Annotated in this window: 20 protein-coding genes and 1 tRNA gene; 12 read left to right on the top strand and 9 right to left on the bottom strand. The window is 41.1% G+C overall.

All coding sequences use genetic code 11. The features are described 5' to 3' along the window. Positions 1-464 precede the first annotated feature (464 nt). Positions 465-2,408, bottom strand: a complete 1,944-nt coding sequence (locus LU361_RS00250; RefSeq protein ID WP_233086304.1) for a VacB/RNase II family 3'-5' exoribonuclease — start codon at positions 2,406-2,408, stop codon at positions 465-467. A gap of 560 nt (positions 2,409-2,968) precedes the next feature. Here LU361_RS00250 and gltX point away from each other — a divergent pair. The 3 genes from gltX to LU361_RS00235 all read left to right on the top strand — a co-directional run bounded on the left by gltX (position 2,969) and on the right by LU361_RS00235 (position 7,443). After that, positions 2,969-4,456: a glutamate--tRNA ligase gene (gltX, locus tag LU361_RS00245; RefSeq protein ID WP_233086303.1), complete on the top strand. Its 1,488-nt coding sequence runs from the start codon at positions 2,969-2,971 to the stop codon at positions 4,454-4,456. Between the two features lie 330 nt (positions 4,457-4,786). After that, the gene (locus tag LU361_RS00240; RefSeq protein WP_233086302.1) at positions 4,787-7,090 is read left to right on the top strand and encodes a FimV/HubP-related protein; all 2,304 of its coding nucleotides are present in this window, start codon (positions 4,787-4,789) and stop codon (positions 7,088-7,090) included. 277 nt (positions 7,091-7,367) lie between these two features. Then, a tRNA-Ala gene (locus LU361_RS00235) sits at positions 7,368-7,443 on the top strand. A gap of 116 nt (positions 7,444-7,559) precedes the next feature. Here the strand turns inward: LU361_RS00235 and LU361_RS00230 are convergent. The 3 genes from LU361_RS00230 to LU361_RS00220 form a co-directional block, all read right to left on the bottom strand. Then, positions 7,560-7,919, bottom strand: coding sequence for a hypothetical protein (locus tag LU361_RS00230; protein WP_233086301.1), 360 nt, complete (start codon positions 7,917-7,919; stop codon positions 7,560-7,562). A gap of 419 nt (positions 7,920-8,338) precedes the next feature. Then, complete coding sequence (locus LU361_RS00225; RefSeq protein WP_233086300.1) at positions 8,339-8,944, bottom strand: DNA-3-methyladenine glycosylase I; 606 nt, start codon at positions 8,942-8,944, stop codon at positions 8,339-8,341. Positions 8,945-8,976: 32 nt separating this feature from the next. Further along, on the bottom strand, positions 8,977-10,290 hold the full coding sequence (locus tag LU361_RS00220) for a hypothetical protein (protein ID WP_233086299.1): 1,314 nt from the start codon (positions 10,288-10,290) through the stop codon (positions 8,977-8,979). A 281-nt stretch (positions 10,291-10,571) separates the two neighbouring features. Between LU361_RS00220 and LU361_RS00215 the strand changes: the two genes are divergently transcribed. From LU361_RS00215 to LU361_RS00175, 9 genes are all read left to right on the top strand, one after another. Further along, complete coding sequence (locus LU361_RS00215; RefSeq protein WP_233086298.1) at positions 10,572-11,741, top strand: indoleamine 2,3-dioxygenase; 1,170 nt, start codon at positions 10,572-10,574, stop codon at positions 11,739-11,741. 25 nt (positions 11,742-11,766) lie between these two features. After that, a complete protein-coding gene (locus tag LU361_RS00210) occupies positions 11,767-13,359 on the top strand; it encodes an NAD(P)-binding domain-containing protein (RefSeq protein ID WP_233086297.1) in 1,593 nt (530 codons plus the stop codon). 67 nt (positions 13,360-13,426) lie between these two features. Further along, entirely contained in the window at positions 13,427-13,957 is a 531-nt protein-coding gene (locus LU361_RS00205; RefSeq protein WP_233086296.1) for a cupin domain-containing protein, read from the top strand. Positions 13,958-14,017: 60 nt separating this feature from the next. Beyond that, on the top strand, positions 14,018-15,331 hold the full coding sequence (locus LU361_RS00200; RefSeq protein ID WP_233086295.1) for an FAD-dependent oxidoreductase: 1,314 nt from the start codon (positions 14,018-14,020) through the stop codon (positions 15,329-15,331). A 43-nt stretch (positions 15,332-15,374) separates the two neighbouring features. Next, on the top strand, positions 15,375-16,823 hold the full coding sequence (locus tag LU361_RS00195) for an anthranilate synthase component I family protein (protein ID WP_233088175.1): 1,449 nt from the start codon (positions 15,375-15,377) through the stop codon (positions 16,821-16,823). After that, entirely contained in the window at positions 16,824-17,426 is a 603-nt protein-coding gene (locus tag LU361_RS00190; RefSeq protein WP_233086294.1) for an anthranilate synthase component II, read from the top strand. Between the two features lie 50 nt (positions 17,427-17,476). Beyond that, positions 17,477-20,668: an outer membrane lipoprotein-sorting protein gene (locus LU361_RS00185; RefSeq protein ID WP_233086293.1), complete on the top strand. Its 3,192-nt coding sequence runs from the start codon at positions 17,477-17,479 to the stop codon at positions 20,666-20,668. Further along, the gene (locus tag LU361_RS00180) at positions 20,668-21,843 is read left to right on the top strand and encodes a hypothetical protein (protein ID WP_233086292.1); all 1,176 of its coding nucleotides are present in this window, start codon (positions 20,668-20,670) and stop codon (positions 21,841-21,843) included. The genes LU361_RS00185 and LU361_RS00180 overlap by 1 nt, the downstream gene beginning before the upstream one ends. Positions 21,844-21,873: 30 nt before the next feature. Then, on the top strand, positions 21,874-22,875 hold the full coding sequence (locus LU361_RS00175; protein ID WP_233086291.1) for a sulfite exporter TauE/SafE family protein: 1,002 nt from the start codon (positions 21,874-21,876) through the stop codon (positions 22,873-22,875). Positions 22,876-22,878: 3 nt separating this feature from the next. Here LU361_RS00175 and LU361_RS00170 read toward each other — a convergent pair whose 3' ends face one another. The 5 genes from LU361_RS00170 to LU361_RS00150 all read right to left on the bottom strand — a co-directional run bounded on the left by LU361_RS00170 (position 22,879) and on the right by LU361_RS00150 (position 26,597). Continuing rightward, the gene (locus LU361_RS00170; protein ID WP_233086290.1) at positions 22,879-23,706 is read right to left on the bottom strand and encodes an alpha/beta hydrolase family protein; all 828 of its coding nucleotides are present in this window, start codon (positions 23,704-23,706) and stop codon (positions 22,879-22,881) included. Positions 23,707-23,761: 55 nt separating this feature from the next. Beyond that, complete coding sequence (locus LU361_RS00165) at positions 23,762-24,049, bottom strand: YciI family protein (protein ID WP_233086289.1); 288 nt, start codon at positions 24,047-24,049, stop codon at positions 23,762-23,764. Between the two features lie 261 nt (positions 24,050-24,310). Beyond that, entirely contained in the window at positions 24,311-25,900 is a 1,590-nt protein-coding gene (locus LU361_RS00160; RefSeq protein ID WP_233086288.1) for a PepSY-associated TM helix domain-containing protein, read from the bottom strand. Positions 25,901-25,918: 18 nt separating this feature from the next. Further along, a complete protein-coding gene (locus LU361_RS00155; protein WP_233086287.1) occupies positions 25,919-26,236 on the bottom strand; it encodes a hypothetical protein in 318 nt (105 codons plus the stop codon). Between the two features lie 31 nt (positions 26,237-26,267). Next, positions 26,268-26,597 (bottom strand): DUF3325 family protein, encoded by a 330-nt coding sequence (locus LU361_RS00150; protein ID WP_233086286.1) that lies wholly within the window; start codon positions 26,595-26,597, stop codon positions 26,268-26,270. Between the last annotated feature and the right edge of the window lie 6 nt (positions 26,598-26,603).

The raw sequence follows: 26,603 nt of genomic DNA, 5'->3' as shown, positions 1-26,603 counted from the left end.
AATTATCGCTTCTTTCTATGACTAACTATGGCTAACTATGGCTAAGAAAGCTAAGGCTAAGAAAGTATCTAAAAAAAGTCTCTAGAAAAGAAATAAAATTGCGTTTTGTCTTAAAAGACATTTTGGGCGAAAACGTGAAGTTTGTCGAACTTTAAAAGAATAATTTTTAAGGCTGGCGTTATTTGTGATGTTTTTCAGAGGCTTAAGCGGAAAGCCGTTTGAGTACAGAAACTGCTTAAATATGGGAGCTATTTAGGTATAGAAACTATTTAGGTATAGGAGCTATTGGAATCGATAAACAGAAAGTTACTTAAATCGATATTTACTTTAGTCAGTAAGCCGATTTAAGTAACTTTTTTCAAGTAGCTTTTCTCAAGCAACTATTCTCAGGTAACTCTTCTCAAGTAACTGTTTTCCTTTAAGCAGCTTTTTGCTCAAGCTGCTTAAGTTTTACTTTAATGCTCTTAATCTACCAGCGTACCGGCAATGTTACGCTTGTCTTGGTCAACTTCTGTGATTTTTACTTTCACCGGTTGATCAAATACGTAGGGCGTACCGTCAACAACTAGGGTTAATCGCTCAGGATTGAATTCTACTTTTTGCTCTTTATTTTTGCGATCACGCAACTGAACAAAAACTTCCACACCGTTGTCGTCTAGACGAATACCAACACCTTGGCTGGTGACCATTGAGATTTGGCCGGCGTATTCAGAACCAATAAATTGTTCCATGTATTGGCAAATCAACCATTGCTCTAATTGACGACAGGCGTAGCGGCCGTCGCTGTTTTGCTCTTTCAGAGTTTCTAATTGTTGATCTGTAATTGGCTTCATATCGCCAAAGCCCAAGTATTGCTTAATGACCAAATGGTTGTACAGGTCGTTGAAGCGACGAATAGGGGAAGTAATGTTGGCGTAATACTGGAATCCCAAACCTAAGTGCGGGTTGGATTCAAAGCTCAATTCGCTCGGGCGAAGTTGGCGTTTCAGTACAGACAACAAGTTAGATTTTTCGGCATCGGCTTGCAGATCAGAGATCAGTTTTTGATAAACCTTAACGTCTTTCAAATCGCCTAAGTCTTCGCCGATTTCTTCCGCTAATAATTTGGTAACTTGCGGCAGTCGATCTTCACGGAAACCTGCGTGGGTTGAATAGAGTGCGGTGAGTTTTTCGTTGGCAAAGAATTGGCCTGCAACAACGTTGGTGGCCAACATGGATTCTTCCACTACCTTCTGAGCACTGTTGCGATCAACGCGAAGAATGTTGGCAATTTTGCCTTGTTCGTTCAATTGGTATTCGTAATCTGGGCGCTCTTCCATAACTAAGGCATTTGCTTGGCGGTAAGCAAAGCGTGCATCCGCAAAGCCTTTAAGCGCCGTTAGTGATTGCTTAATCTCTTCCGACAGTTCGTGTTTTGCGTCGTCCAAAAATTCACTGACAAAATCGTAAGACAGTTTTGCTTTTGAACAAATGGTCGCGGCGCTGAATTCGTAGTTTTCAATGGTGCCATCGGCGGCAACATTTAATTCAATTACCAGAGCAGGGCGTTTTTCGCCTTCCACCAACGAATAGGTGTTTTGCGACAACGAATCTGGAATCATTGGCGCGCTGTTGCCTGGGAAGTAAATGGTTTGTCCGCGAGCCAGAGACTCTCGGCCGAGCGGGCTGTCTAGGCCAACGCCTGAACTTGGATCGGCAATCGCGACAAATACCTGCCAGCCGTTATCTTGCGCCTTTGCGAAAACGGCGTCGTCCATATCTTTTGTGGATTCGGAATCGATGGTCACGAAAGGAATATCGGTGAAATCTTTTCGTTCTTTTTCTGGCAGGTCGAGTGGCTGTGGATTGGCTTGCAGAGATTCGAGTTGTTCGTTGTGTTTGTCGGACCAAGTGTCACGCAACTGAAACTTATTGATGATGTAGCTGCGTTCAATGCTTTCGTCGGTGCGCTTACCGATCAGCTCAATCACTTTTGCCTGTGATTTGCCGTCTTCGAACGGGTGGCGAGTGATTCTACAGCGGATGTAATCGCCACTGCCGGCCTTAGCGCGCGCTTTAGGCGGTAAGAAAATCCAGCGGCTTAGCATAGGCACATCGGGAACCACAAAGTGGCCTTTGCCTCTTTCAAGATAAGAACCGACAAATTCTTTTAAATCCGACGACAATAACTTTTCTAATGTGGCCTCAAATTGGTCTTTTTCGTTTTTAGTGACCGAAACTTCTACACGGTCGCCCGGAAAAACTCGGTTCATTTGGTCTGGGTCTAAAAACGCTTCGCGGTCGTCATCGAGAACAACAAAACCGTAACGGCCTTTGGTGCCGCGAACGGTACCTTCAGCAATATCTTTGGATTCGCGAATATTTTGCTTGAGTTGGGTAAGTTGGCTGAGAGCGTCGGAATTTAACATTAGAATCGATTATCTGAAGTGAAAGATGGGTAAGCCTATGGGGCCTAGAATTTGCGCGCATAATACCAAAATCAGGCAACGAATACAGACTATTTCCTTTGGGTTTTACGCGCAATTTGGCCATTTAGAGGTTTTATTTTGTGCAAATATTACAGTTGATGGGTAATTTGTGACCTATTGACCGAACAGAAAGCGGATAAAAATTTTGAACGTTGCCTCATTGCTGCATTTATAGTCGCATTTACGTTCAATGGTTTATTCTTGTTTCGGTTTTAACTCTGTAACATCTTTGAAACATGCCCGTTTTGTTCAGCGCATGGATAGGGCGTTGATCGTGTATTGATAAAGCATAGAGTAGGCTGACTTGAGAACGGTTTTGGCCGAGGGTGGTTTTGTCTAAGAGTGGTATGTACGTTGCGTCAACAGTTACCCCAGTTACCTCAATGACCCCTGTTTGCAAAGATTGTCGCGATCTCAGCTTAAAGCACTTCAACACAAACGCTATCCGGCTTTATAATCCAACCCTTTTTTCTCTCCACAATTAAGGAAGCTTCGTCTCAATGACTGTTCGTACACGCATTGCTCCATCGCCAACGGGCGATCCACACGTCGGAACGGCGTTTATCGCTTTGTTTAACCTGTGTTTCGCTCGCCAACACAATGGCCAGTTTTTGTTGAGAATCGAAGACACTGATCAGGCGCGATCAACGAAAGAATCTGAACAAGCGATTTTCGACAGCTTGCGTTGGTTGGGACTGGAATGGGACGAAGGCCCAGATGTCGGCGGCCCGCACGGCCCGTACCGTCAAAGTGAACGCAAAGACATCTACAAAAAGTACGCAGACGAGCTGATTGAAAAAGGCCACGCTTTCCGTTGTTATCGCACGCCAGAAGAGCTAGATACATTGCGTGAAGCGCGCCGTGCAGCCGGTGGCTTTGCGGCTCTGAAACCAAGCGAGCTGAAATTATCCGACGAAGAAGCAGCCAAGCGCGAAGCCGAAGGCATGCCTTATGTTGTGCGTATGGTAGTTCCTGAGGGCACCGGTCCTTGCCCGGTTGACGACATGCTCAGAGGCACTATTGAGTTAGATTGGGGACAAGTTGACGCACAAGTGCTTCTTAAATCCGATGGCCTGCCAACTTACCATTTGGCGAATGTGGTGGATGACCATTTGATGAACATCACCCACGTGATTCGTGGTGAAGAGTGGATTAACTCCGCGCCAAAACACAAATTGTTGTACGAATATTTCGGTTGGGATATGCCGGTGCTTTGCCACTTGCCGCTGTTGCGTAACCCTGACAAATCAAAATTAAGTAAACGTAAAAACCCAACCAGTATTTGGTATTACCAGCGCATGGGTTATTTACCCGAAGCACTACTGAATTACTTGGGACGTATGGGCTGGTCTATGCCCGATGAGCGAGAAAAATTTGCCCTGCATGAAATGATGGCTGAATTCGACATTAACCGCGTTTCATTGGGCGGCCCTATTTTTGATGTCGAAAAATTAAATTGGTTGAACGGTTTGTGGATTCGCGAGAATTTCACGCCAAAACAGTTAGCTGGCCGTTTACACAATTGGGCGCTGAACGAAGAAAACCTAATGAAGGTGCTTCCACACGCGCAAACTCGTATGAACACGCTCAGCGATTTTATGCCGCTGGTAGCATTTTTAGCTTCGGGCCAATTACCGCTGACCACCGCAGATTTTGAACCGCTAAAATCCGAGGCCGAAGAGCAAAAACGCATTCTGCAATTTGCCCTGTGGCGACTGGAAGCCCTAAGAAATTGGGAACGTGACGACATCTTCAACGAAGTAAAAGCGTTGGCAGATGCCATGGAAATCAAAATGAAAGATTTCTTGGCACCATTGTTTATCGCGATAGCTGGAACCACCTCGTCTTTCTCTGTGTTTGATTCCATGACGTTATTAGGTCCAGATATGTCACGTGCGCGCTTGCGACAAGCATTGACTGTGGTTGCGGGAGAATTAGGTAAAAAACAAATTAAAAAGTTAGAGAAAGAATACGCTGCTCTGAATTAATCTGTTTTTAAACTGCCGTTACGTTTTAAAAAAGCCCTTTAATTAGGGCTTTTTTATTGCCTGTACGAAAGTGTTTTAGTAGTACTATCGTCAAAATAATGACGCTTCTTTCTTTAATGCGCCTTTTTCTATTCTGAATGTAATTTCTCTCATGCATTAATCTGTTTATCTGCGTTAAATTTATTTTAAAAAGCCTTTTTTAAAGCGAAACGTACGGTTTTTGCTATCTTCTATTGAGTACCACTAATTTTATTTGCCATGAATTGACTAATAAAAGCAGTTGCTACTGTTTTTAGGGCTTACTAATTTAGCAGAGAGTCATGCAGATTGATGGTCATTAAAAAACCACAACATTGCTTCATTAAACCGGGTTTTGTAAAAAAAACCAGCTGCGCCTTATTGCTTGGATTTTATTGCGGGACCAGCAGCAGTATTGGTTTGGGTCCACTGACAAGCTCAGTAAAAATAGGGGAGTCGTATTCGGGCGAAATTTCATTGCTGGGCAATGAATACCAAATGGATGAATTGGCGGTAAAACGGCTCTCCGCCAAAGATGCTCAAAAAATGGGAATTTCTGTACTCGCGACCAATTATCCTCTGCAAATTGGCTTTATTGAAAAAGACTCCCAAGTTCGCATACAACTGATTTCTAATAAACCGCTCAGAGATCCATACTTAGAATTCGCTTTAGAATTGCAGTGGCCAACCGGCAGTGTGGTCAGACACTACACCGTACTACCCGATAACCCCAATTTACATTGGGATGAGCCTGTACGATACGTGGGTAATTTCGACGCTGATGTTTCTAATTCTGCTGGGCCTGAACAATCCGCATCAGCCTTGCCAGTTTATTCCGAGAACCCAACTCAGATTACGAGCCGAACATCATCACAAAACGCATCGCAATCCGGTCCGCAAATTAATCAAGGTGATCGTGTTTATACTGTTCGCTCCGGTGACCTCGTCAGTTTTATTGCCCGTAATTGGGGGCGCTCAACCGGGCAATCGAGCCGTGCCTTAACCCACGACGCTAGCCAATGGATTTTTAAACACAATCCACACGCATTTGAAAATAACGACGTTGGTTCTTTAATTGTGGGTTCGCAAATAAAATTACCGTCGCCAACATTATTAAATTCCCAAGGACGTTTAAATCTAGACGGTGCCAGTATTGCTAATAATGGTATTACTAATAGCGCTAATGTTAACAATACCGGTAGCAACAGAATTAATGAAGGAACGACATATCAAGCTTCCAGTTTGCCCGCATCCGGGCAATTAATGCTTACAACCAATATCGATTCAGAGTTTGATCCAACAAATACCGGTGCCAATGACGACTCTGATTTATACACACAGGTTCAGTCGTTAACTCTGGCCATTGATATGGCGAGAGAAGAAATTGATCGCCTCAACCGAGAAAATGATTATTATCGACAACGCATAGAAGCCATCGAAAATGGCAAAGTTGCGCAATTATTAGAACAAATATTGAGTCTGCAAGAACAACAAATCAGCCGGTTGCGTTCAAACGACCGACAGCCAATCGATTTTGTCGCCAATCAAACCGCGCCTTCGGAAAATATCAGCATCATAGAAGCTTCGGTAGTGGGTGGGGAAGGCGCCGATTTTCCTGAATTACAACGTGCCGATAGCGTCACTTCAGGTGAGGCAACCGGTCCGCAAGCACTGCCGTTAAAAGGCGTTTATATACTCTCAACTGCCGCCGGAGCCATTCTTTTATTTGGCTTGGTTTTTTTGATGTTCCGGCGCAATCAGCAAGAAGCGCCAGCGGTTGATCATAATTCCGATACGCCTAATTCAAATTCTGTGATCGATGATCTTGGCTTAGAGCCATTAGATGACCTTGATGATAAGACTCAAACATATAAATCCCAGCTCGATGAAGAACCTAAATCAAATCAGCCAACAAAAGATTCAAAATCAGACCGAGCAGTTGATCAAAGTCCCAAAAATACAAAAAGTAAGAAGATAGAATCCGTCGCCGTGGTAGCAACGGCTGAAGATAAACTCATTCCATTCGAAAGTTCTGATTCACTCAATACTGCTGAGCAAGAAAACGAGCAAGACATCGACCTCGATACCTCATTGCTAACGCCCCTCAGTGGCACCAGCGAAGAAGACGCCGAGTTCGAAAAGTTTTTTGAACAAGACAATTCCTCGTTAAATGACGAGCCCAGTTTTGAATTAGACATAGAGCTTCCCGAAGAGTTGGAACCCTATCAGTACGACTCAAGTTTAGACGATACAAAAATAGAGACAGAAACAGAGGATAACAAGGTGTTTGGTATTACGTTGGATGAAGAAGCATTAAAAGAATTCGACGACAAGGATTTAATGGAATTTTTGGAAAGCGAAGCCGAAAACGAACAGCCCGAAGAAACCGCACAATACGAAGACTTGCCGATTTACGAACTGGATTTAATCAACCAAAATCCAGACATAGGTGATGAAACCCAAACCACCGATGTGCTAATCAAAGAAATCGAATTTTATTTAGACATGCAGCAAGTTGAAATGGCACGTCGACTTATTATTCAATTGAGCGAAGAATACGACGGACCGGAAATTGAAGCATTGAAAGCGCGTTGCGAAAAGAAATCTCATCACTAATAGATTTGGCGATTAACTAGTAGAATACTGATTTAAGAGCTTTGATTTTAAGACCCTTGATTTAATCGGTGTGTACAAAATTTAACCAACCACAGCTCGGTTGAGCCTTGTTAACTGATCAATACATCAACAATTGCTGATGCATTGAAGAAAGCCAATAAAATCAATAAGTTACTCATAAAAAAAATATTGACAAGATCAGCCCTCATGTTAGAATGCGCCCCGCTTTGAGAGATTCTACTCTGAAGCGCTTGAATCAACCGATTCATCCTTATTTGGGGCCTTAGCTCAGCTGGGAGAGCGCAACACTGGCAGTGTTGAGGTCAGCGGTTCGATCCCGCTAGGCTCCACCAAATTACGTTGTAAAACAACGACTTAAAAAGCCCGCTTAAATAGCGGGCTTTTTTGTGCTTAATGATATTTAATTAACGCCATAATTATTGGCGGTCTAAGTTTTAGTTGTAATAAATCAATAAATAACCAAATACCATAAATGCGGGTATGTGTTCACACATCCCAGTGTTTGAACGTATATAAGCCTGCCACTGCGTTGGGCTTCTAGTGCTACTTTTAACGCATTTTGTCCTGAGACAGTTGAGCCATCCCATCTAACTTGCGCTGCTGAAGCTCTTGAACACCCTGAGTTGGATACTGCTCGGTCTAAAGTCATTGCAATTTGACCTGGAGGAAATCCCTGAACAGTTTGATTTCCAAAGGCTCCTACATGAAGTACTTTTGCGTTATCGGTCGCAGTAATTGCTTGAGAGAAGGCGAAGCTTGAGGTAAACAATAATGCGATTGCTAAAATAATTTTTAATTTTGAAAACATATCTTTTCCTTTTTTGACATTGGCGATACTTGGATCATAAATAAAACGGAATGTTAATTCTCTCTGTGGACCCTGTTGGATTTAGCGGGTTTGACTCGTATTACGACAATTTGGCTAAGAAATTTTCATTTTGGATTGTGGTATGTCAACTTAAAAACCCGAGTTGATGCGATAGCAGTTATTGATGTGTTTCAGAGTAGAGGGTAAACCTTGTTGCAGATAAATAAAAATATATTTCTTGAAAATTTACGACGTTATTTGAGTTAATAAAAAGATCCCATTAATAATGATTTTCACCGAATTACAATGCCAATTTATTTTTACTCGCTGTTTGTGGATTTTCTTTCAATAAAAAACAAGAGAGCTAACTTTCAAAAAATCACTAACTCCAAATTAGCTCTCTTGCCTGCCAGTAAAAACTAAGGTCGTTTAAATTTATTTCTCGCTTCTTCCACTTTTTCGCGAACGCAGCAGCCGTGGACGTGATCGTTGATGAGTCCCATGGCCTGCATAAACGCAAAAACGGTGGTTGGGCCTACAAATTTCCAGCCGCGTTTTTTTAACTCTTTAGAAATGGCGGTTGATTCTTTTGAAACCGATACCGTTTGCGGTGGGTCGACGTCGGATGGGTCGGGCTCGTAATGCCAAAAAAACGCGGCAAGTGAGCCTTTTTCTTCGATTAAATCAATGGCTTTTTTGGCGTTATTAATAGTAGCTTCAATTTTTCCTCGGTGACGTACGATTCCTTCGTTGGTAAGAAGTTTTTCAACACTGCGAGTGTTGTATCGCGCTACTTTTTCAATTTCAAAATTTTTAAACGCTATTCTGAAATCTTCTCTTTTAGCCAAAATTGTTCTCCAGCTTAAGCCAGATTGAAATCCTTCCAAACAAATTTTCTCAAATAAAATTCGATCATCAGAAACTGGGAATCCCCATTCCTTGTCGTGATAGTCAATAAAATCAGGAGCAGAAAGGCTCCATTTGCATCTTGGCTTTCCGTCTGGACACACGGCTGACGAACTCATAGTTAACACCTAAAAATAAATTAAATAATTATCTACGTCTTAGAATTATTAAAGTTAATATAACCTTTGTGCAGTGAGTTAGATATGTAGGAATTCTTATCTAATATTGGGTGAACGACCGAAAACCCACCGCCAAAGGTACGAAAATTAGTTGTCTGGCCGCGAAATAATCGTGCTGCCAAAAACAGAAGTTTGCCATCGTAAACGTAGGCGCGTAAGTCGGCTTTTAAATTTATAAATTTGTCGTCCAGTTGGACAATTCTAACGGATGGCTCTACATAGTTTTGAGCGATGTAATTAGAGTGAATGATGGCTTGCCAGGTTTTTTTTGTAAGTTTGCTTCCTTTATAGGCGGCTTTACTTCCAAATCCGTGAATTGGTTTGAAGAAATAACGAGATTTATTTTTCCACAAATTTTGTTCGTTCTCATGAGTGACAAGAACTGCGTTTGGTATGTATTGGCTTAACCGTGCGATTGATTTATCGCAAATACCCAATTGCGATAAGCGGGATTTATCCGATAGCGTCACTAAATTTCTTTTGTCAGCGTAAATGGTATAGAGGTATGGGTTTGGTGATAGCGCCACTGCGCCCGACGCGTAAGATTGCTTAATGTGTTCGTTGTATTTTTCCTCCAGTAAAAAATCTGTCATGCGATTATATATCATATCAATTCTTGTGGACTGGTAATACAGATTGTCGCCAATACAGGTTAATTCTTCTGGCGCAACTATATAGGAAACAATCCCCTGACGTGATAACAGGTTCTTAAAACGGAAAAATTCTGGATATAAAAATTGCGCTTTGGGATCTTTATCGACAATGGCGACCGTTTTTAACGGTCTAGTATTATTCGTTAGCTTCCACTCAGTCAAAAACATGTCGATGATTTTTGCTTTGATTTGCTCAGAAGAGCTTGTGTGTGAATTATTCAAGTAACTTGGATATTTGGATTCGTATTTTTGAATAAAATCGACATTTAATAGAGCGCCGCCTGCATTGGTATTAATTTCTATCAGTTTTGGAGTATCGTCTTGAAGGTGAAAATCGTAGCAATTTAAGATGCCTTTTAGTTCTGATTTGGTTGGCGGGTATGGATATGAAGCGGTGATCGATTGAATGTAGCGTTTGTTTCGCACGACTGATTCGATTAAATCGATGGCTTCTACAATATTTTTGTGCGCTGTTTCTGAAATAAAAAAGTTTGTGTGCGAAAAGAAATGCCGAATATCGTTGTCAAAAGATGCGGTAGAGTCTGTAAGAAAGTCCAAATTTTTAACCACTCTTTTATTTAACATGCCTACTTTTTGTTCCGAAGAAGGTAGAAAGATGTTGTGAACAGACATGGTAATCGGTCTCATTTTATTGATTTAATTGGGGAGACGTTATTCTATTGATTTTAAAGAGCAGATTAAATATTGATGAGATATATGGATATTAGGTTGATATTTGAAAAAAAAATATATCAGTTTGATCTAATTTAGTAGCATTAATGTAATCGAATATGCTCTAATTAGCGCTCTCTTCAGAACATACTACCTTCTTTCATAAGTACCATTTTATAAAGACTAATTTAAACCGATGTAGTTGAGGATCTTGCGGTCCGTAACAGCACTGAGGGTTTTGCATGTCAAGCACCGTTGCGAATGACTATTTACGTAGTAGTGTCTCTCAATTCACAATCAACAGTTTTTTGCCAGAAGTCCAACCTATACAGAAATTGCCTGATGAATTTAAAGAATGGAATCATCTGGTTACAGAACTTCCTGACTTGTTGGCAGCTAAAAAATTTAATTCAGTAATAAAGAAGCAAGACGTAAAAGATGTGTCGTCCTTGATAAGTAAAGGCGAGCAGGAGCTTGCGCTGTTAATGTTGTCAGTCTTTGCCCACGCTTCCATACATGAAAACTGGAAGAAAGAAACAAGAGGTTCTATTTGTCCGGCAATTGCTGTCCCGTTGTCAGAAATTGCCGATACGTTAAATAGAAAACCAGTTTTAAGTTACTATTCCCACGGTTTAAATAATTGGAAAAAATTAGATTCTGATGGCGACGTCGAAATTAATAATTTAGCGATTATTTGCCGTTTTTACGGTGGTTTGGACGAAAGTTGGTTTATTCGGACTCATATTGATATTGAAAAGAAAGCCGAAGTGCTGGTAAAAGCGGCAAATACCTTGATGAATCTAGACGGGTACTACTTAGATTCCAGCGAAGTTGTCAGGGAGTTAAATGTTGTCAGTCGTACCTTACATGACATCAAGAATGTATTAGCCAACGTACGCTCTAATTGTGATCCAGATATCTTTTTTAATAGAATTCAGCCGTTTATGCGAGGTATGAACCGAGTACGGTTTGAAGGCGTTGCTAAATTTAACAACCAGCCAATTTCTCATCCAGGTGGCAGTGGAGCACAGAGTTTAATTCTTCCTTTAATCGATGCACTGCTCGGTATTCAGCACGCAGAAGATGAGTTGTTATCGTATTTGATTCATCTACGTGCGTACATGCCTATTGAACATCAAAATTTTCTGAGTGTTCTTCTATCGAAAAACAAGCTGAGATCGCTTGTATTAACTTCTGACGATAAGGCAATTACCGATTCTTATAATAATTGTATCTATGAGCTGGCTGAGTTTAGAAGTGAACATTTAAAAATTACCGTTGATTACATTCATAAACCAGCATCCAAATACAGTCAATCTAGAGAGAGGGGGGAAATAGGTACAGGCGGTTCACCATTTATGAAGTACTTAAAAAAACATCGAGAAGAGACGTTAAATCATTTAATTACTTAAACAAAAATTTCAAGGTAAATATATCGTGAAAAAATATTATGAGTATCTTGTTATTGGTGCGGGGCCGGCCGGACTTCAGCTTGGTTATTTTCTAGAGAGAAACAAAAGAGACTATTGTATCGTTGAATCTGGTCCGAGTGTGGGAACGTTTTTTAAGCGCTTTCCTCGTCATAGAACCTTAATATCTGCCAATAAAGTCTATACAGGCTACGATGATAAAATAAGAAACCTCCGTTGGGATTGGAACTCTCTCATAGATTACGATCACGATGTATTATTCAAGGAATACAGCAAAGAGTACTTTCCTCCAGCCGATGTAATGACTGATTATCTGTCCGATTTTGCCAAGGTCAACAAGCTTAATATTGAATTTAATTGCAAGGTTACCTCTGTCTCTAAAGATGGCTTATTTACTGTTGAATTGGATGGAGCAAAAGAAGTTACGTGTAAGGTTTTGGTGGTGGCTACAGGTGTGAGCAAGCCTTATGTGCCCAATATTCCCGGTATTGAATTGGCTGAGCTTTACACCGAAATGTCGGTTGATCCTAATGATTTTGTCGACAAAAAAGTACTGATTGTTGGTAAAGGCAATTCGGCGTTTGAGACCGCAGATAACTTGATTTCAACGGCTTCGCGAATTTACGTGTGCAGTCCAACGCCGATTACACTGTCGTGGAAAAGCAAGTTCGTTGGCCATTTGAGGGCCATTAATAATAACTTTATCGATACCTATCAATTGAAGTTGCAAAACGTGATGCTCGATGCGAATTTGACCAAGATCGAGAAAAGTGGCGATGCTCTGAAAACGACGTTTCACTACGTTCATGCCGACGATGAAATTGAAGAAATGGAGTTCGATAAAGTTCTGCTTTGTACCGGGTTTCAGTTGGATAAAAGTATTTTCCAGCAATCTGCGCGCCCTGATTTAAGATTGAATAATCGCTTCCCAGCGCTCAAAAATAATTTTGAATCAAAGAATGTTGACGACATGTATTTTGCTGGAACCCTAATGCAAGAGCGTGATTATCGTAAAAAACAATCGGGTTTTATTCACGGGTTTAGGCACAATATTGAGTCGCTCTCGAATTTTTTAGAGAAGAAATACCACGGTGTTTCTTGGCCTTCTCTTGCTGTTAAAAAATCTGCCGAAGATATCGCTAAGCTCGTTTTAGAGCGTTCGAACATGAGCCCAGGCTTATGGCAGCAGACGGGTTTTTTGTGCGATGTAATTGCAAAAAAAAATGACTCCGAATCGTTTGAATACTTTGTTGATGTACCGACAAATTTAGTCGAAGAGGAGTTTTCTGAATTTGAATTTTATCACATTGTTACGTTGGAATTTGGGCTAGATATTATCTACGCCAGCCCTGATCCGTTAGCCGTAGATCGAATACACAAAGATGACGTCGATGGTGCACATCTCAGCACCGGTATTCACCCAATTATTCGAACATTTTTACGCGGCAATTTAGTGTCTGAGCATCATGTGCTTGAAGATATTATTCCTGAATGGACAGAAGACGATGTTCATTTCAATCCGTTAGTGCAATACCTTAATCAAAAATTCGACCACAAGGTGGTAGAAAACAACGATGCAGAAAGCATTGTAGCTTCATAAATACTGCTTCATAACAGTTAATCATTTTTATCGTAGATAGTTTGTCTGATGAAATAAAGAGGAAGATATGGAAAACGAAACTCAGTTGTCGCCAGAAATTACCTTGACTCATCCAACGTCTGGTAAAACCATGTACCAACTACCGCGCCTTGACTGCGGTATTATTCACGCCGGTGTCTATGAAATGGGTGTCACAAAAACCCAGGTTCCTCACGTGATGGGAACGGGTGGAAAAATTATTGATGGCATTACCCCTGATACGGTTGGCGCAAGAGAAATTCACTTTGCGCTGTACGAGATTGCGCCCAAAGATGAAGACGGTCCGGTTCATATCCACGAACATGAAACCAGCGGCTACGTTTTATCGGGTAGATTGGCTTTGTTGTGGGGCGATGCTCTTGAAAATTATGAAGTGGCCGAGGCGGGAAGTTTTGTTTTTGTACCGCCAAACGTTCCGCACTTTATCGATAATCCCAGTGATACTGAACCGTGCGCGGTGTTGTTGACTCGCTATGTAAGCGAAACCAATACCACGGCCGTCATTTTACCAGAAATGGAAAAATTACGTTTGTCTCGTCGTAAAGCGGTTGCTTCTTAGGTATTTTCGTTTGGGGGTTTAGGCAATAACTAAACCCCCAAATCATTCTAGGATTCAGTTATGAAGAACCTTGAAATATGCGTTGCCGGTGCGGGTTTGGTGGGTTGTGTGATTGCTAGGCTGTTGTCTGATTTGGGTTATCGGGTCTCGGTGTATGAAAAAAGAGGCTATAGCACAAACTCAGGCATGTCTAACGGAAGGTCGACCCACCTTGTGGTATCGGAACGTGGCTGGAAAGTGTTTAAATCTCTTGGTATAGAGTCAGTAGTAGAAAGTAACGCAATAAAACTTAAAGGCCGCTACATTCATAAAAAAGACGGTTCGAGTTTTCTGCAAGATTATTCCAGTACGGGTGAGTGTCTTTCGGCCATACACAGAACTAAGCTGAATGAGATTTTATTAAATTTAATCAAGCGCCAAGCTAACATCTCTGTTTATTTCGGTAAGGGCGTACACGACATCGACTTTTACGATAACGTGGTTTATTTTGATACCGGAGATCAAAAAAAGTTTGATCTTATTATTGGTGCCGATGGTTCTAATTCTGTTGTCAGAAATCTGTTGGTTGAATTTGGTAAGGTACAAACCGAAGAAATTGTAGAGCCTTTTTCATACAAAGAAATTCCTATCAGTCGTATGGAAGCACAGGGGCTTGATTCTGAATCCATGCACGCGTGGCCCTACGGCGGAAATTCGTTTTTTTCCTTTCCTAATATGGATGGAAGCCACACCGGAACGCTCATTTCATCTACTCGTGATTTTGAAAGTCTGAGAAAAAATTTGCAATCTCAAGTGACCTATTTCGATAAGCTTGAATTTCTCAAGGAATTTAATGAAAGCTTCTTCACCAAAGTTTTGTCGTCGAAGGTCAGCACGCTGCGCTCCATTATTTGTAGCCGATACGATTATGACGGAAAGGTTCTGTTAATGGGCGATGCTGGGCACAGCATGCTGCCGTTTTTGGGCCAGGGTATGAATTCTGGCCTGGAAGACTGTTCTGTTTTTATCGATAAGGTGAACAGATTTGGTATTAAAGGTGCGGTTGAGCAATTTACGAAAGCAAGAAAGCGTGATCTGGATGCTGTTACCATGATGTCTAGAGACATGTTTACAGAGTTAACCTGTGATTTAAGTTCTCCAGAATACATCGCAATGAAAAACATCGAAAAAAGATGCTCTACGCTTTTTCCTAACGAATTTCAAGAAGCGTACAGAATGATAGCCTTTTCGTGTATGCCCTATTCCGACGTTAAAACCAAAATTAATTTTCAGAACAAAGTTGTCAGAGAATTTTGTGAAAGTAACGGGTTTCGAACCGATTATTCCGATTCCGATATAGTGAACAATCTAGGTAAAGTTCTTAGCGAAGCTTAAAAGCACCTATTGTCATTAACTTGAATTTGAGGGGTTTAGCTTGATGGAGAATGTAGATATCAATGGTTCTGTTGAAAATAAAGCGTACCACGCCGATGTTAATGCGGTTAGAAAGCGCATAGCATATACCCTGAGCAAGGGCCCTAAGTTTGTTAAAATTGCTGAAGATATCGATTTTTATAAAGCGTTTAAAAAGATAGAAAAGCGGTTTGATGTCTGTTTTTTACTGGAATCTTTGGGCGATAAAAGCTTGACATCTCGGTATGGTGTTATTGGTTTTGATCCTCGTTATATTTTAAAGTCTAAAGACGTTAATACGTTGCATATTGAAGACTGCAAAGAATTCGTTACCAGTGAGCTGAAATGCGACAACGCCTACTACGCGCTCAGAGAATTTATTCCACAAAAGGTATCGGATACGCGTTATGTTGGTGGTTTGGTTGGTTACGTTGGTTACGACGCTATCAATTATCTAGAACCAAGTCTTAATATCAAGCAGGATGAAAATTTCTACGCTTTTAAGTTTGGCGTGTATTTTGATGGGCTTGTGTATGATCAGGTGACTGGCGAAGTTTTTTATTTTTTCTATGACGAAAGTCGATTCCAGCAAATAAAAAATCTAATCTTTGGTGATATTATCTTTAAAAACTCATTAAAGGTTGAATACGTTGGAGACTCTGTAAGCAAAGAAGAGTATTTTTATCAAGTTGAGTACGTGAAGTCGCTGATCAAAAAAGGGTTTATTTTTCAGTGCGAAGTGGGGATTCGGTCAAACTATGAAATCGATGGCGATTCCATTTTGATTTATGAACAGCTGCGCAAAATAAATCCTTCTCCACATATGTACTATTTTAAGTTTGGCGTAAATGTAATTACCGGCGCTTCTCCTGAGTTACTGTTTAAATTAAGTGGGGTTGAGGTAGAAACCTATCCTCTTGCCGGTACCACAACACGCGGTAATTCAGAGTTTGAAGACACTAAATACGCCAGAGAACTTATCAATAATCCCAAAGAGAATGCCGAACACAATATGCTGATTGACCTGCATCGCAATGATTTGGGTAAGGTGGCGAGAGTTGGCAGCGTGTTTATTAAAAACTTAAAAGATATTAAAAAGTTCTCTCACGTTCAGCATATTTCTTCTCAAATTGTTGGTTTGATCGCCAATCACGAAGATGCATTTTCTGGGTTGGCGGCTTGTTTTCCTGCGGGTACGCTTTCTGGTGCCCCTAAAATTGAAGCCATTAAAATATCGAATTCGCTGGAAGTTAGCGGTAGAGGCCCTTACGGAGGAGCCGTTGGATATTTTTCTTTCAGTGGTGATTGTAAGTTCGCAATTCCAATTCGATCTGTTTTTATCAGTGACAAAAAAGCGTTTGTGCAAACCAGTGGCGGAATAGTATGCGATTCTGTTCTGGAATTGGAGTACGAGGAAATACAAAGAAAGTTAGAAGCTACTAAAACCACTCTACGTCGATACATGGTTAATTAGATGAAAATTCTTATAATCGATAATTTTGATTCCTTTACTTATAATTTATTTCAGCTTATTTCGCGATGTGTGTTGGAGGTGGATTCTCAGAGTGAGGTTGTCGTTAAACGCAATAACGAGGTAGATGTCTCTTTTATAGAATCGTTTAAGCCAACGCACATTGTTATTTCTCCGGGACCAGGTTCACCTGACAATATTGAATACTTTGGGGCGTGCTCAGAAATCATTGAGCAGTTTTCCGATTTAATTCCTATGTTGGGTATTTGTCTGGGTATGCAGGGTTTGGCCAATGTTTACGGAGCTAAGATTGTTGAGTCTGAAAACCCCTGTCACGGCAAAACATCCATTGTTCAACACACAAACTCAGGCATTTTAAAAGGTTTGCCGCATCGATTTGAGACCATGCGGTATCACTCGTTGGTGGTTGACAGAAATACATTGCCGAATTGTTTTGAAGTCACTGCGGTCTGCCATGACGAGGGCCAAGAGGTGATAATGGCGTTACGTCATGAAAATGGCCTTTTGGAAGGGCTTCAATTTCATCCTGAATCTTTTGCAACCGATTTTTCAGATAAGATCATCAGTAATTTTTTAAGTAAATAATGTGTTTTTTGTTTCGACGTAATTCCCTATTACATTGTTAGGAGATATTCGTGACCAATATCAAAAGTTTTACCGATAAAATTTCCGAATCGCTGTCGAGTTTTATAATTAAGTACAAATATATTGTGGTTTTGTTGTTTGTGGGTGTTGCGTTTATGGTCTCACAAGGAGCAAAAAACCTGACATTTTCCCCAGATTATAGAATCTTTTTCTCCGGCGAGAATCCTGAATTACAAACGTTTGTTAACTTTCAGAACACCTACACCAAAAATGATAATTTCTATTTTGTGGTGGTCCCTAGTGAAGGTACGGTGTTTAACCAAAGTACAATCTCCGCTTTGAGAGAACTCACCGAATCTGCATGGTCAATTCCTTATACCAATCGTGTTGATTCTGTTGTTAACTTTCAGCATACATTTTCTGATGAAGATGGTTTGGTTGTTAAAGATCTATTACTGGACGAGGAAAATTTAACTGAGAGTAAAATAAGCGAAATAAAAGAGGTGGCTCTGAACGAGCCTTTGCTCTCTGGTTTGTTTGTCACTGAAACAGGTAATGCCGCTGCGGTTAATGTGGTGTTGCAGTTACCGCGAAAAACCGTGTTTGAAGTTCCTACTGCCGCGGCCAAAGCCCGTGAGATTAAGGCGAATATTGAGGCTTCCTATCCGGGTTTAAAGGTTCATCTGACCGGGTTCGGTATGCTCAATAATGCCTTTGGCGAATCTGGGTATTTGGATTCTGTTAATTTAGTTCCCATGATGTATTTGACCTTAATTATCGTATCATTTTTGGTGCTCAGGTCATTTATTGGTACGTTTATTACGGTGGTAGTTGCCTATTTGTCGATGGGCGTCGGTATGGGCGTTGGTGGTTATTCTGGTATTTATTTAACGCCAGTATCCAATAGTGCTCCTATTTTGATTATTACGCTCGCTATTGCCGATTCTATTCACTTTTTCCTGACTTATAAAAAAGAGTTTAAAAATTCTGGTGACCGATTTGCCTCTATTCGCTTGGCAATGCGACAGAATATATTGCCTATTACGGTAACCTCTTTAACAACCGTGGTTGGCTTCTTGTCGTTAAATTTTTCAGATTCGCCTCCGTACTGGCATTTAGGCAATATGGCCGCGGTGGGTATTGCTTCTGCGTGGGTGTTATCGCTAATCCTGTTTCCAGCGTTTTTGGCGATTATTCCTCAAAAACGATTCAAGATTTTTCCAGAGTTTTCGTTTCTATCCAGAGCGAGTGAGTCTACAGCAAAAATAGTGACTCGATATGCACCAGCGGTGGTTTTGATCTCGATTATAGGCAGTGGCTTTTTGATATACATGATCCCGACGATAAAATTTGATGATCAATGGGTTGAATATTTTGATGAATCTATTCAATTTCGACGAGATACTGATTCTGCAACCGAGTATTTCGGTTTGTATCCTATCGAATATTCTGTGCCAGCGTTGGGGCCGCAGGGCGTTTCAGATCCAGAATATTTAGAGTACTTGGATGAATTCAAGCAGTTCTTATTGACGCAAGACGCAGTGCATCATGTTTACTCAATCACCGATATTATTAAGCGCCTGAATTACAACATTAATGAAGATCAACAAGATTTTTATGAAGTTCCAGCAGAAAAAGACGTTGTCTCTGATTACCTGCTTATCTATGAATTGTCGTTACCTTATGGTCTTGATCTCAATGACCGAATAAACATTGATAAATCGGCCAGCCGTATTACAGTACTGCTTAATAAAGTCTCGACTCAAGAAACCAAGTTTTTCTTAGACAGTACGCAAAACTGGATTAACGAAAATTTTCCTGAGTACATGCGCGATTCGCAACCGACCAGTGCCCACGTGATGTTTACTTATATTACCGATAGAAACGTGGCCAGTATGATTCAGGGTACTGTGGTTGCTATCCTAATTATTGGCGTTATTTTAGCTGTGTGTTTAAGAAGCACTTATTTGGGTGCGGTCAGTTTAGTTTCGAATTTCTTACCGATATTAGCTGGGTTTGGAGTTTGGGCATTATTGATTGGTCAAGTTGGATTCTCAATTGCTTCTGTTGCTGCGATTTCTCTTGGTATTGTTGTTGATGATACGGTGCATTTCCTATCGAAATACAATTACGCAAACCGGGTATTAAAATTGAATCCAGTTGATGCAATAAGCTACACCTATGAAAATGTAGCTCCAGCTATTATTGGCAGTACCGTTGTTTTGGTTTCGGGATTAATCGTCATGGCCGGATCAACGTTTAAGATGAGCGAAGATTTGGGGCTACTGACTATTCTAATCATCGTATTTGCCTTGGTTTATGATTTATTGTTGTTACCGGCAATCTTGTTCTTGTCGCACAAGCTGTTCCACAGAACCAGCAGTGTGGGTTCGGATTCACCGGCTGCGGCTCCATCCTTGTCGGCGGCAGTTTCTTCTGCTTCGAAAGTATCGGTGATTTGGATTTCAGCGCTTGGTATTGGTGCTGGGGCAATGATGTCAACCGACGTTGAGGCCCAAGACAGTTTTGCTAAAGGCTATGAAATTTCTGCGGCCTCAGATCGAACGGATCGTGGTTTTCACGACAGTGAAGTTGAAGTCACTATGATTCTCAAAAACGCCAGCGGTGCCGAGTCTAAACGTGTTCTCAATGTTAAAACGTTTGAGGTGGCTGATGAAGATTACGGTGATAAAAGTTTGGTCGTGTTCAGAGAACCTTCTGATATTTTAGGCACGGCTTTACTTTCTCACGCGCAAATCTTATCTCCTGACAACCAATGGTTGTTTCTTAATTCCATTGAAAGAATCAAGCGAATTTCGTCACGCAATAAATCTGGTCCGTTCATGGGGTCTGAATTTGCTTTCGAAGACTTTACGTCTCAGGAGCTGAATAAATACGATCATGAATGGTTGTCTGTGGAGGCGTGTGGCGAGCTTCAGTGTGATTTGATCAAACGGACACCAAAGTATAAGTATTCTGGTTATTCGTATCTTCACGTTTGGATTGATCAAGATATTCTTCAAATTAGAAAGATTGACTTCTACGATCGCAAATCGGATTTATTAAAAACTTTGGAGCTTAAAGATTATCAGAATACCGACGGTGTTTGGCGATCGCATCTGTGGAGTATGACGAATCATCAAACCAAAAAAATAACCGATTTAATCTACGGCCCTTACCAGTTCAATATTGGTCTGAACGATTCTGACTTTGTCAAAGCTCGATTGAGGTATTTGAATTAGTGTTTAGATTGCCGATATTTGCCTCTGTCTTAGTCATGTGTGGTGTGTTGTCGGAGTCCCAGGCGTATGAACTTGGCGGTGAATTGGGCGTTGATTACCGGTATTTCCCAGACGACGCTCAGTTCTCAGAGCAACTTGATTTATCGGGCTTTGAGTATTACTTAAAGCCCAGGTTGCGAATTAAACAAGGCGATACTTCGTTTGTTTTTGAGCCAGTGTTAAGAAAGGGGCGACAATCTGGGTACCGCGATTACTTTGATGTAGGAGAGTTGTACTGGTCTAAAAGCGGGAGAAATTCCGCTTTTAGGTTCGGGTTTGTCAAAGAATTTTGGGGTGTTACTGAATCTCGTAATGTTGTTAATTTATTTAACCAAGTCAATCTTATTGAAGACTTCGACCAAAAAGACAAATTAGGGCAATTTACGGTTAATTACTCCTATATTGGTACTTCAGGTGAGTTTTCGGTTTATTGGCTTCCGTATTTTAGAAAGCGAGATTTTCCCGATCAAACGCAACGATTTTTACTTTCGCCGCCGGTTGCAAAAGGTAACAGTTCATTTGAAGGCACGTCTTCTTCCGGCGTGAAAGATATTGCCGTTAAGTACTCCAGTTCGTTTGGCCTTTGGGACATAGGCGCATCGTATTTTCGAGGGTTAGATCGAGAACCTTGGTTATTATCCCGTTCAACGGATGACAGTTTGCAAGCGGTGTATCTTCTTACCAATCGTTTTAACCTAGAGTCTCAGTATACCGGTGACAATCTATTGGTTAAATCGGAAGTAAGTTTCAGTAGAAATAACATCGATAATTATTTTTCTTCGGTATTGGGACTAGAGTACACCTTTTATCAGGTGTTTGACTCTAATTTAGATGTTGGTTTGTTGGCTGAATATTTGTACAGCGATCGTAGGGATGTTTCTGCAGATTTGTTCGAAGACGATTTTTTTACCGCGGTACGAATTGGTTTTAATGATGTTGGTGATTCCGATATTTTAATAGGCGTAATCGTTGATCAGCCCACGCGAGAGAAAATTGTTCAATTTGAATTTAATACCAGAATTAAAAATTCATGGAATATCGAACTTAAAGGTACGGTATTTTCCGATACGCAAGACACATTAATGTCATTGTCGGAAGATAGCTTAATTCGAGCCACAATTGCTTATCACTTCTAATTTCTTTTAAAATTTCTGGACATAACGACAATGTTGTCTCGATTACTCAGTAGTCATTATTCTGTATGGATCGGCTTTGTATTGTGTTTTTATGTTATCTGGATTTTTTATGTCCTCTACAGCGGGTATTATCAAGAGCTAGGAAATTACTGGCAAATATCGTTAACCATGGCGTTTGGCAGTTATGTTGCTGGTTCAACGCCGATGGGCGGTGGGGCGGTTGGGTTTCCGGTATTGGTGCTTGGCCTAGACATGCCGGTATCTCTGGGCCGTGATTTTAGTCTGTTGATTCAGTCTTTGGGAATGACCAGCGCTTCTATTTTTATTTTAGTGTCGCGGCAAAAAATTGCGGTTAACGTGTTAATCGGCGTTATGCTCGGTGTTGGCTTAGGAATTCCATTGGGTCTGTTTTGGGTGGAGCCTAATATTTCTGAGCTTTTGGTAAAATTAATTTTTGCTGTGTTGTGCGCAAGTTTCGGCATTTTACACATGGTTAGACTGGACGAGTTTTCAACCTATTCTGGTATTTTGAAATTTTCAATGCGCATAGAGCTGATTATTGGTGGCTTGATAGGCTTTATTGCCAGCAGTGGTATTGTATCAATAACCGGTGTTGGTGTTGATATGGTGCTGTACTGTATTTTGGTACTGGTCTTTAAATCTGATCTCAGGGTTGCGATACCAACGTCGGTTATTGCCATGGCATTGACCTCGTTGTATTCGGTTTTGATCAAATCGGTTACTGTGGGTTTTCATGAAGATGTATTCGAGAACTGGTTGGCGGCCGCTCCGATTGTTGTTGTTGGGGCTCCGTTGGGCGCATTTTTGGTGAATATTTTAGGTAGGAAGAAAACGTTAAGTTTTGTCTCTATATTGTGTGTTTTTCAATTGTTTTGGACATGTTCAAACGAGTTTAGTTATCTGGGTTTCGGAGGCGTTTTAGCGACGTTATGCACGGTATTTATTGTTGCTGTATTTTTCGAAACAATACGTTTGGTGTCTCAGGGCAATAGGCTACAAAACGCTAACTAATAACTACGCGATTTTTTGATATAACGTGGTTATCTTTTTTAAGATCTGTGGCCAAAATACAGAGCCGGGATCTATTAAGTCGAAATGTTCGCAGTTATCAAAAAGGCATAAGTCTATGGTCGCCGAAGTGTTCTCGCGGGCTTTTTGGTGAAAAGACTCACTGATTGAATAGGGAACAGAGGTATCTTCTTTGCCGTGGATTATTAGGTGTGGAATAGCTGCTAACGTAAATTCTGCCGGACTGACCAACTGATACCGTTCCTGTTTTTCAAAATAATTCCCTCCCATAAACTGATCAACTACAGAATCACTCAGCTGACGTGTAGAGCATTCCTGTAAATCGATAGCACCTGCCAACGAGACCGCTCCCGCAACGGCTAAAGGGTTTTTTGTATAGAGTGGCGAAGTCGGTTTTATGACCGGGCGTGACGCTGCCCACAACGCCAAAGAGGCTCCGGCTGAAAAACCTAAAGTTATGACTCTGTTGAGGTCAAGGTTGTGTTTTTCTTCGATGCTTCGAAGGAAATCAACTGCGTTGGCTACGTCTTGAAATGTGTTTGGCCAGCATGCTTGGTTTTCGCCAATTCGTGTGTACTCTACATTCCAGGTTGCAAAGCCTTGTTGGGTTAATGCTTGGCAGAAGTACGATTGTGTATTTAAGTCGTGCTTTGCCCGCCACCAGCCGCCGTGAAAGTTAATAATGACAGGGTGCTTTTGAGGGCCCTTTGGAATTCGCAACTGACCAAACTGGCTTTGTTGGTCTCCGTATGGGTAGATAAAATCGGACGGGGGAGGTGGTGTGGAAAACAACGGAATGTATGCATTTGGCATGTGTTCACCAAAGTTGCGGTTTATAATTTATGGCATTATAAACCGCGCCGAAAACTTAAGATTGTAGAAATTCGAGTTCTTTGATTGTTTTATTAACAGCAATTTCGATGATTTCAGTTTTAACGATATTTTGCTGAACAAAGGGATCTTTAGAAACGTATTCTTCAACGTTTTCACGGGGTAGGTTGCCAAAAAAGACAGTGCCTCCCAAATTGGGGGTTAAACTACCGACTAAGAAAATTAGGTTGTCGTCAATACCTTTTTTAATCCACTCTTTGTGCTCGGCCATAAATTCTGGCGCCTTTGATTTGTTCTCTGCAAACTTTAACAGTACGACGTACATAAACGTATCCTTTAGAAAACTGAGATTTTAAGTAATTACTATATTGCTTTATTTCAGGTTAATAAAGGTAAAACACTTGCCGGTACAAACGATATATGCATTACGCAAATGCGTGCTTATAAAATTTGGTTATTGAATAATAGAGCTTTTAGTTAATTGATTAATTTTTTGGTTCAGTCGATTATCTTCAATCATTAAAATTAAATTATTGATAGTGCAGTATAGCTCTAGCGTTTAATGAATGGCGGTTGTTACAGTTTGCTATTGTGTTTGCAGTTTTGTACCGACTTCTTTGTTGCTTTTGCGTTTTTCTTCTGCTCGTTGGTTGGGTAATTTCTTGTAAAGCAAGAACAGTATAATTGCACTAACGATAAAGGTTAGATCTACCCAATCGGCCGAGATCGGCTTATCAAATAACTGGTTGATAAATAAATTTCCGGTAGAAAAATAATTTATTACCGGTAATAAAAATAAACCAAGGCTTAGGTTTATTGTGAGAATTCTTGTGGTTTTATAGCTATTAAACTGGCTAAAGGCGTACACAATTGTGAGCAACCAAGTTAAAAAATAGGTGATTCCTGTATAGAATAATCTATTTTCTTCGCTGCCAAAGTACAGTTTATCAAAATAAAATATAGCAATACTGGCGAGAACATTGCCAAACACAATGCCTGTGGTGAGTTGGCCAATGCGAAGGTAATGTTTTTTCTCTTTCGTACCTACAGGGCTGTTCAGTCGTCTTTCTACCCATACCATGATGCCCAAAACGATCATCACACACAGCGAGAGCCCTAGCATTAAATACAAGAATTTGACCGCGATTCCGCCAAAGGTGCCGTAATGCAGGGGAGTAATGGCTCCCAGTGTTCTATTGACCGCCGTGGCTTGTAAATGCTCTGGAGTAGGCAGAATGTCTCCGGTGACGCCGTTTATTTCTACCACATGGGTGCGTTGCAGTTTGTTGTCGGCGGGGTAATTTACAGAATAGATGGCGTTTTGGTCATTCCAATTAACGATTGAAACTCGTTTAGGTCGCGCATCTGTATCGGTTACTTTAAGTTGGTAGAGCTCATCCAACGAAAATGAAGGTGCTTTAACGTGTGCTGCTTCAATACTCGGTGGCACGATAACGGCTCTGAGCTTTTCTGTATCGCCTTTGGCGATCAGTGCGCCGGTCAGCGGAACTAAAATCGCAACAACCCCTAAAAAGGCTCCGGTGAACGCAATCATGGTGTAGAAGGGAATGCCCCACAATCCCAAAATATTGTGGGCGTCTTTCCATTTTAAACGTACTGAGCGATTTACTCGTAACGTGAACAGCTCTTGCAGCATTTTTCGGTGTGTGATTACACCGGAAATAATCGACAGTAATAAAATAATTCCCGCCACGCCGACAATGGTGCGTCCTGCTGTGCGCCCACCTAAAGTGGTCGGCCACATTAAATCTCGGTGAAAATCCAACAGCCAGGTTGTTAAGCCTTCGCCTCGTTCGGGAATGGTTTCTGCGTTGTCTGCGCGCCAGCGTTGGTGATAGTTTTCTGATTTACCAGATTCATTTTTAACAAAAAGCCTGCCGAGGTAATAGGGCTCGTAATGACTCGGGTATTGCAGTGAAACGAATCGAATTTCTTGCTGATTGGATTTGTTGTTTACCCAGTCAGTGAATTGATCATGAATGGGGGCTATGGATTCTGGCAGTGGTAAGCGTTTTGCGGGGTCTTCCCAGGTTTTCAGTTCATGATCAAACAGGGCAAGGCACCCGGTGAATGAAACTACAAAAACGAACAAGCCGAGAGAGATACCGGCCCAAGCGTGTAGGTCATAAATTCTGACGCGTCTATCTCTATTCATAGTTACAACTGTTTTTTGCTAAATCACGGGGTCGGCTAAGGTTATGATGGCTCCACTAAAAAGACTTAATGAAATTAATACGGTATTAATTCGCCAATGTTTGGTTTCCCAATAGCACCACATTTGCAGCAGTACCCATAAAATGGGCATGAAAAAACCAAACCACAACAGACGATCTCTCACTGGGCCGGGTGTTATTATGATTAATGCAGCAGTAGAGGTTACTGAGGCAACTAGTGCCCACCAAATAATTCCAGTAAGCCGTGGTGCTTTATAGGTTCCATAGGCAATAAATAATGCTAAGAATACGGCGATGGCGACAAGTGTGATCTTCATTTTAATTCAATGCCAATTAACTCTTCACGAATTAACTCATCACCAACGCAGTGGCATAACTCGTTAGTGCAATTAAAATAACGGAACCTAGGTGGTTTTTTTGGGTAAACGTAGCAACCATCATATTGACGATTGCTGCGAGTGTAATCAATGCCAGCCACAGCGTGATGCCTATTTCGGCACCATTGGCAATAACCAACAAGCACGTAGAGCAAATCAGTGTTAACCACGCCAGCAGGCGCAGAAATTTATCGGCGCCTTGAGTTTGCTTTATCTTATGAATTGAGGTGCGTTTTTTATTGGAATGATAAAAAAGCACCATCGATAAATACAGTATCGAGAAAGCGGTTGCGGTTAACACGGTTTC

The sequence above is a fragment of the Sessilibacter corallicola genome (assembly GCF_021290925.1).
Classification (GTDB): domain Bacteria; phylum Pseudomonadota; class Gammaproteobacteria; order Pseudomonadales; family Cellvibrionaceae; genus Sessilibacter; species Sessilibacter corallicola.
The sequence above is the reverse complement of the archived record's forward strand: the minus strand, read 5'-3'. Positions and strand labels throughout refer to the sequence as shown.